General features: G+C 36.6%; 8 protein-coding genes. 4 read left to right on the top strand and 4 right to left on the bottom strand.

Annotated features, from left to right (window positions below):
- On the bottom strand, positions 1 to 435 hold a 435-nt coding region (locus ACY651_RS14580), incomplete at its 3' end, for a WG repeat-containing protein (RefSeq protein WP_462254020.1).
- 253 nt (positions 436 to 688) lie between these two features.
- Between ACY651_RS14580 and ald the strand changes: the two genes are divergently transcribed.
- Positions 689 to 1,765, top strand: a complete 1,077-nt coding sequence (gene ald / locus ACY651_RS14575) for an alanine dehydrogenase (RefSeq protein ID WP_462254018.1) — start codon at positions 689 to 691, stop codon at positions 1,763 to 1,765.
- A 40-nt stretch (positions 1,766 to 1,805) separates the two neighbouring features.
- Here ald and ACY651_RS14570 read toward each other — a convergent pair whose 3' ends face one another.
- The 3 genes from ACY651_RS14570 to ACY651_RS14560 all read right to left on the bottom strand — a co-directional run bounded on the left by ACY651_RS14570 (position 1,806) and on the right by ACY651_RS14560 (position 5,402).
- Positions 1,806 to 3,194 (bottom strand): S41 family peptidase, encoded by a 1,389-nt coding sequence (locus tag ACY651_RS14570; protein WP_462254016.1) that lies wholly within the window; start codon positions 3,192 to 3,194, stop codon positions 1,806 to 1,808.
- A gap of 162 nt (positions 3,195 to 3,356) precedes the next feature.
- Positions 3,357 to 4,337: a 2-hydroxyacid dehydrogenase gene (locus ACY651_RS14565; protein WP_462254014.1), complete on the bottom strand. Its 981-nt coding sequence runs from the start codon at positions 4,335 to 4,337 to the stop codon at positions 3,357 to 3,359.
- 18 nt (positions 4,338 to 4,355) lie between these two features.
- Positions 4,356 to 5,402, bottom strand: coding sequence for a GMP reductase (locus ACY651_RS14560; protein ID WP_462254012.1), 1,047 nt, complete (start codon positions 5,400 to 5,402; stop codon positions 4,356 to 4,358).
- Positions 5,403 to 5,533: 131 nt separating this feature from the next.
- Here ACY651_RS14560 and ACY651_RS14555 point away from each other — a divergent pair, with 131 nt between their 5' ends.
- The 3 genes from ACY651_RS14555 to ACY651_RS14545 all read left to right on the top strand — a co-directional run bounded on the left by ACY651_RS14555 (position 5,534) and on the right by ACY651_RS14545 (position 7,253).
- The gene (locus ACY651_RS14555) at positions 5,534 to 5,950 is read left to right on the top strand and encodes a hypothetical protein (RefSeq protein ID WP_462254010.1); all 417 of its coding nucleotides are present in this window, start codon (positions 5,534 to 5,536) and stop codon (positions 5,948 to 5,950) included.
- A gap of 5 nt (positions 5,951 to 5,955) precedes the next feature.
- Positions 5,956 to 6,771: a sterol desaturase family protein gene (locus ACY651_RS14550; RefSeq protein WP_462254008.1), complete on the top strand. Its 816-nt coding sequence runs from the start codon at positions 5,956 to 5,958 to the stop codon at positions 6,769 to 6,771.
- A 77-nt stretch (positions 6,772 to 6,848) separates the two neighbouring features.
- Complete coding sequence (locus tag ACY651_RS14545) at positions 6,849 to 7,253, top strand: hypothetical protein (protein WP_462254006.1); 405 nt, start codon at positions 6,849 to 6,851, stop codon at positions 7,251 to 7,253.
- Positions 7,254 to 7,493: the final 240 nt, after the last annotated feature.

Raw genomic sequence — 7,493 nt, 5'->3', positions numbered from 1 at the left:
ATTTATAGCAGGGCATTTAGACATGGTGCGTCCTTTTGTATCAATACATACTTCGTTACCGTTTGGTTTTAAAGATGCGCCTGCAAATAAAACAGTGTCCTCATTTTTTACCAGTTTACCGCCTGCTGTATGCTTTCCTTTATTATCAAAATAGCCATACATAAATGGTTTGGCACTGTAAAATTTAAAAGGTATTACCAATTTACCCTGTTTGTTTATATAGCCATACAGTTTTCCTTTTTTTACAGCGGCTAATCCTGCTACAAACCAGGTGGTTTCTGCATAAGCCGGTTTAATGGCAATAGTTTTATCAGGGTTTGCATAGCCCCATAAATTACCCTGCCGGTAAGGTATCAGTGATGGATCGTATTGTTGCGAAAAAACTGGAATTGTAAATAAAATTAAAATAGCAGTTATTAACTTTCTCCTTTTCATATTAAAACGTTTGCCAGTTAATAAACAAAAGGCCGTCCAAATTAAGTATAGCTGTGTAAGCAGAGAAACAAAATACAATTGAGAAACTAATTCCTCAAAAAATGAAATTATTACCTCAAGACAATTAAAACTAATTAGTGAAATTGAGTTTAATTAAAAATATAATATTAATATAATTGCAATAAAATTGAAAAATAAGTCAGTATTTTAGGTAAATAAATATATATTTGCTGAACTAATATTTACCCAAATTATGAAAATAGGCGTACCAAAAGAAATAAAAAACAATGAAAACAGGGTTGGCATTACTCCCGCCGGCGTCTTTGAATTAGTGAAAAATAATCACACCGTTTATGTACAAACTAATGCAGGGCTTGGCAGTGGTTTTTTTGATGAAGATTATGCAGTTGCAGGTGCTACTCTACTTAAAAAAATTGATGAAGTATATGCTGTAAGTGATATGATAGTTAAGGTGAAAGAACCAATAGATGAAGAATATCATTTGATAAAAGAAAACCAAATTCTGTTTACTTATTTCCATTTTGCTTCCAGCAAAGAGCTTACACATGCAATGATTGGCAGCAAAGCTGTTTGTATTGCTTATGAAACTGTTGAGGATGAAGATGGCACATTGCCTTTACTCACCCCAATGTCGGAAGTGGCAGGAAGAATGGCCATACAGCAGGGCGCAAAATATTTAGAAAAACCAATTAAAGGAAGAGGCATTTTATTAGGTGGCGTTCCGGGAGTACCGCCGGGGAAAGTGCTGGTACTGGGTGCCGGTGTTGTGGGTATTCAGGCAGCTAAAATGGCTGCAGGCCTTGGTGCACATGTAACTATTTTGGATATTAGTATGAAACGGCTGCGTTATGTAAATGATGTTATGCCAAGCCATGTGGTTACAGAATTCTCCAGCGAATACAATATTAGAAAACATATTAAAACACACGACCTTATTGTTGGTGCGGTGTTGGTTACCGGTGGCAAAGCGCCCAAGTTAATTACAAAAGATATGTTGAAGGAGATGAACCCGGGAACAGTAATGGTAGATGTTGCAGTTGACCAGGGTGGTTGTTTTGAAACCACTAAACCCACAACGCATGAGCATCCCACCTACATAATTGATGATGTGGTGCATTACTGTGTTACCAATATGCCCGGTGCGGTTCCCTACACTTCAACTTTAGCACTCACCAATGTTACACTGCCTTATGTTTTAAAAATTGCCGCAGCAGGATGGCAAAAGGCCTGCGAATTAAATAAAGATTTAAAGAAGGGATTAAATATTGTACATGGAGAAATTGTTCACGAAGGCATTCCAAAACCATAAAATCGGGTACATAAACTGGCGCTGTATTTTAAATGCTGCTTTATCTTTTATCTACAGTAATTTTTAAACTGTTTTTATCCAGCGCTGTGTTTCCTAAACCTACTAGCACAGGTTCTGTGTAAGTTTCTTCAACTTCTCTTGTAAAAGTATTGGATGAAATATTTCTTAATACGCTTGCCAGGCTTGCTTCTAAAACATCGCCCCAGTCTTTATCCAGTCCATCTGCAATTAATGCATCGGGTGTAAAGCCTGCATAATAATTACCTTCGCCATTTTTATTTACTGTTTTAAAAGATATGGGGAAAACATACCATTCACCCACTGCTATTGGAAAATATCCCACCGGCTTACCGTGGGTGTTAGAAGGCCCAACTATTTTTACATCCATATAAGGTTTAAGATTATTGATAAGCAATTCACTTGCAGATGCTGTACTGCGGCTAACAATAAAATACACTTTATTAATATTTAGAGCACCCTGTTTTTTAAAATTGCTGGTTGAATTTTCGGCTGTATGTGCAGCGTTATACATCTGTTTCATCATTACATTGCCATTTGCCGAACCATTAACAATATAATTGGCCAGCTCTTCCTGCAGGCTTACATAGCCGCCGCCATTATACCGCAGATCAACAATTAAATTAGTAACACCTGCCGATGAAAATTTATTAAACACCCTTGCAAATTCTGCTGCAATTTGATTTTGGTTGCCTAAAAACGAATTGTACACTAAATAACCGGCTTTGCCATTTGAAGTATTGTATATGGTATCCATATACACCTGCTTTAAAGGATATTTTGTTGCGGTAAGCGCTACATCAACACTGCTGCCATCTGGTTTTACAAATGTAATGTTAGCAGCAGTTGCATTATAAATATTATCAATTAGGAAAGGAATGTTTGAAGTATTAATATTGGTGTTTTGGTTTACTTTTGTAATGCGCCATCCTCTTTTTATACCTTCTGCACCTGCAGAGGAATTTGGCTCTGTAAGGCGAACCCTTAAATCATTTTCGGCCCTGAAGAAAACGGTAATACCGAAATCTCCATCATCAGCCGCAGTGCCTGCCAGTGTACTTAAACCGCCGCTGATAGCATCCCACTCCGTTTTTTTCATGGCAAAACTCCACCTGTCAACTGGTGTTGTAAAACCGGCTTCACGGCTGTATTGCCTGATGTCAGTCATTACTGCATTTGGATCCGCAAACGAAGAAGCATTGAAGCTTGCAGGCAGTTGTGTATTCCATAAATAATAATCCTGCGCTTTTGCAAATGCAGATTGGTTGAGTTGTGTTGAAGATGCTGTACTGTCAGGCGAAGGCAGGGGTACCAGGTTTACAGCAAGCGATTTATCTTCTTTTTTACAGGAAGAAGCTAATAAAATAAAAGTTAAAAATAATATTGAAAATGAACCGGAGGTTTTTGCCATAGTATTTTAGTTTTACAAATACATATACGGCAAATTTGTTGCTACAAGTTGTTATTAAAATGCAAAATAAAATAGCTGGATTTTTCTAACAACATTAAGTTCTTTGTTGTGAAGAAAAAAATGCTGAGTGGCTTTAAATGATTTTTTTTATAATTGGCGGCACTATACTTTATTCATTAACTTTTTTCCAGCCTCAAAGTCACTTAAATTTTGCAGTGTAACTTCTGCTATTTGTGTTAATGCTTCATGAGTTAAAAATCCCTGGTGAGCTGTAATAAGTACATTCGAAAAACTCAGCAACCGCATAATTACATCATCTTCAATAATATTTTCGCTAAGGTCGTGAAAGAATAATTTTTCTTCCTGTTCATAAACATCAATGCCTAAATAACCAAGCTTTCCTTTTTTTAATGCATCAATGGCAGCTTTAGTATCAATCAATGCGCCACGGCTGGTATTTATCAGCATAGCGCCATTCTTCATAACACTTAAAGTATTTTTATTGATAAGATGTTTGGTTTGCTCAGTTAGCGGGCAATGCAATGATACAATATCGCTTTGCTCAAGCAAATCCATTAATGGCAGATAGTGTACACCTGCTGCTTCTGCATCTTTATTAGCAATAATATCAAAAGCCAGTATTTTACAACCAAGCCCCAGCATGATATCAGCAAAGCACTGCCCTATTTTACCTGTACCAATTATGCCAATTGTTTTTCCAAACAAATCAAAACCTGTTAACCTGTCCAACGAAAAATTTCCTTCTCTTACCCGGTTATAAGCTTTATGCGTTTTGCGGTTCAGCGTCATTATTAAAGCCAGTGCATGTTCGGCTACTGCATGTGGTGAGTAAGCAGGCACTCTAACTATTGCAACATTATTTTCTGCTGCCGCAGCAAGATCTACATTATTAAAACCTGCACATCGCTGTGCAATAATTTTTATGCCTATTTCGGCCAGCAATTTTATTACTGCAGCATTAAGCTGATCGTTTACAAAAGCACATACCGCATTGCAACCCTTTGCAAGATTTACTGTTTGCTCATTTAACTGTACCTCGTAAAATGTAATATCGTGTTGGGTATTGCAGTGCTCAAAATATTCTTTATCGTAAGGCTGGGTAGAAAAAAAAGCGACTTTCATACTGCTAAATTACACTTATTATTCTTCGCCAAACCATTCATTATGCTGCTCCTGCACCCTTATAAAAGTTGTTCGCTTGGTTAATTCTTTTAAATAAGATGCGCCAACATAAGTACAGGTAGAACGCAGGCCACCCAATATATCCAATATGGTTTCAGTAACCGGCCCACGAAAAGGCATTTTAATAGTTTTGCCTTCTGATGCTCTGTATTCCGCCACGCCACCGGCATATTTATTCATGGCAGTTTCACTGCTCATGCCATAAAATAATTTAAATTTTTTACCACTCTCCTCTTCTACCAGTTCGCCTCCACTTTCGGTATGGCCTGCAAGCATACCACCCAGCATTACAAAATCGGCACCTCCACCAAATGCTTTTGAAATATCTCCCGGCACTTTACAACCACCATCCGAAATAATTTGTCCGCCCAGGCCATGTGCTGCATCGGCACATTCAATTATGGCAGACAACTGCGGATAACCCACACCGGTTTTAACCCTTGTTGTACAAACTGAACCTGGGCCAATACCCTCTTTAATAATATCGGCGCCGGCCAATAATAATTCTTCCACCATTTCTCCTGTAACAACGTTGCCTGCAATTATTATTTTTTCAGGAAAATTTTCTCTTGTCTTTTTTACAAAGTCAACAAATTTTTCGGAGTAGCCATTAGCTACATCAATACAAATAAAACGAAGGGATGGGCATGCTGCAATAATTTGCTGCAGTTTTTCAGCATCAGCTTTAGAGGTGCCCGTGCTTAAACAAATATGCTTGGTTATATCGGCAGATGATGATTGAATAAATTTTTTCCACTCCTCAACTGTATAATGTTTATGTACGGCTGTAATTAATTGATGCCCTGCCAAAACACCAGCCATTTCAAAAGTGCCCACTGTATCCATGTTTGCGGCAATAATGGGTACACCTTCCCAATCATTATTACCATGTCGAAAATGAAATTTTCGTAGCAGCGAAACCTCCGCTCTTGATTTTAGTGTAGAACGTTTAGGGCGGATCATTACATCTTTAAAGCCCAGTTTGATATCGTTTTCTATTCGCATACGAGAAAATTATTTATATGAAAGTTAGTTAAAACATTATTAAGTGACTGGCAAATTTAATTAAATCTTTTCCTGTTATGCAATCGTATTTTTTTTTGCATCTTAAGTAAACAACCTGATAACTAACTATTATGAAACCTGCATTAACTAAATCATTCGCCTTACTAAGTTTTTTGTTTTTAATTACTACCTTTTTACTGTACCGAATGGGGAAATTTGATACTTATTTACCAGCCAGCCAAACCGATTTACAACCCAGCCATAACGGAGGAAAAGTAAATTACAAAAAAAAGGATTCCCTAATATTAAAAGTAGATTCTGCTCAAATGCAACTATTGTCGTCGTCAAAATCAATGGTAGCAACAGATCGGAAATTTATATTTTTTGATACGGTTAAAAATAAATCAAAATTCAAACCTGCCCCAGTAAAATCTCCTGTTTTTATGAGCAGCTCAAAATCGGGACATATTATTCCAGCATCAACAATTTATTTTAATCCCGACAGTATCAAATACGATATAAAAAAGATTTCTAAGAAAAAAAATTAAGCACTATGAATCTTCTTAACTCCATAATTGCCACAGGAGCAAGTTTATTTTTTTTGGCTTTAGTTTTTATACCAATGGAAAAAGCATTTCCTGCAAAGCCAGGTCAAAAAATATTTCGGAAAAACTGGATTTTAGACTTGTGTTATTTTTTAGGGCAATACTTGCTTTGGAGCGGATTAGTTTTATGGCTATTAACCTATTTTAATTTTTATCTGCAAAATATTGTTCCTGCAGGCTTTAGTTTAATTATAAAAAAACAACCTGTGTGGTTACAGGCTATCGAAATGCTTTTTATGAGTGATCTAATCATTTACTGGGGACACAGACTTCAGCATAAAGTTGATTTTTTATGGCGGTTCCATAAAGTGCATCACAGCACAGGGCATTTAGACTGGCTGGCTGCACACCGGGAGCATCCGCTTGATTCTATTTATACGATCGGCCTCATCAATCTTCCCGCTTTTATTATGGGCTTTCAATTAGAAACTCTGGCAGTTGTTGTAGCATTTAGAGGAATTTGGGCAATTTATATACATTCTAATGTAAGGTTATCAATTGGCCCGTTAAAATTATTAATTGGTTCGCCGGAATTACACCACTGGCACCACGACATTGAAAGAGATGCTGGAAATTATGCTAACATTTCTCCCTTAATGGATAAATTATTTGGCACTTACACCTGCCCGCCGCAAGAGCCTGACAACTTTGGCATTAAAGAAAAATTCCCTGAAAATTATTTGGGACAAATATTGAAACCCATGTTACCCAATACTCTTTGGAAAAAATTTACAAACAGCAAAAATAATTCCCCTTCCTGTTAACCAATTTTAACAATTAATCTTTTCCACCTGCTGCAACGCTGGCATAATTTTTTACATCTTTGTACAAAACAAAACAGTTGTACAAAATTTTACCTGCTATTTTATTGCTTATTTCCTTTGCTGCAAAAGCACAGAAAATAGACAGTATTTATGTTAACCTTTATACCGACAGCCTTAAAAAAAGTACTTACAATTATATTAATGTAGATGGGCTTATGAGTAATGGCAGGTATTGCCCATTAGACAGCAGCAATATTTTATTTACAGCATCTGCAGGTAAATTTATTGGCAATAGTTTGGTGCTTGATAAAGATTTTGCTCCTGAAAAAGTTACCATAAAAGTGGTTTTAAAAACCAACCCCGCTTTATACAAAGAATTTGTTTTATACATAAAGAAAAAACCCGATGACGAAAACTTAAAAACAACTGAACAGTTGTTGAATGATATGCAACCTCCCAAATCAAAGCGTAAAAAAGGGTAAATGTCTCGACGGTTTAAAACCGTGTGACATTTATTCAAAAACGTAAAAATGCCGGGCTCTTAAAAAAAAGATTTACCGGGCATTTTTAATGATCTGACGTCACCATCTGATCATTAATCACATTCTCAGACGAGGTCGTCAGAGAATGTGTTATGCAAACTTTTTAGCATCTTCTAAAAACTGTGCTAAACCGCTATCGGTTAAAGGATGTTTTAATAATCCTAAAATAGAAACCAGCGG

Origin of the sequence: Ferruginibacter sp., assembly GCF_031391665.1 — a bacterium.
Taxonomy (GTDB): domain Bacteria; phylum Bacteroidota; class Bacteroidia; order Chitinophagales; family Chitinophagaceae; genus Ferruginibacter.
Note: the sequence above shows the minus strand (reverse complement) of the source record. Positions and strands in the feature narration are given on the sequence as shown.

Coding starts and splice junctions, on each gene's coding strand:
- ald (WP_462254018.1), top strand. CDS start 689: ATGAAAATAGGCGTACCAAAAGAAATAAAAAACAATGAAAACAGGGTT.
- ACY651_RS14550 (WP_462254008.1), top strand. CDS start 5,956: ATGAATCTTCTTAACTCCATAATTGCCACAGGAGCAAGTTTATTTTTT.
- ACY651_RS14560 (WP_462254012.1), bottom strand. CDS start 5,402: ATGCGAATAGAAAACGATATCAAACTGGGCTTTAAAGATGTAATGATC.
- ACY651_RS14565 (WP_462254014.1), bottom strand. CDS start 4,337: ATGAAAGTCGCTTTTTTTTCTACCCAGCCTTACGATAAAGAATATTTT.
- ACY651_RS14570 (WP_462254016.1), bottom strand. CDS start 3,194: ATGGCAAAAACCTCCGGTTCATTTTCAATATTATTTTTAACTTTTATT.
- ACY651_RS14555 (WP_462254010.1), top strand. CDS start 5,534: ATGAAACCTGCATTAACTAAATCATTCGCCTTACTAAGTTTTTTGTTT.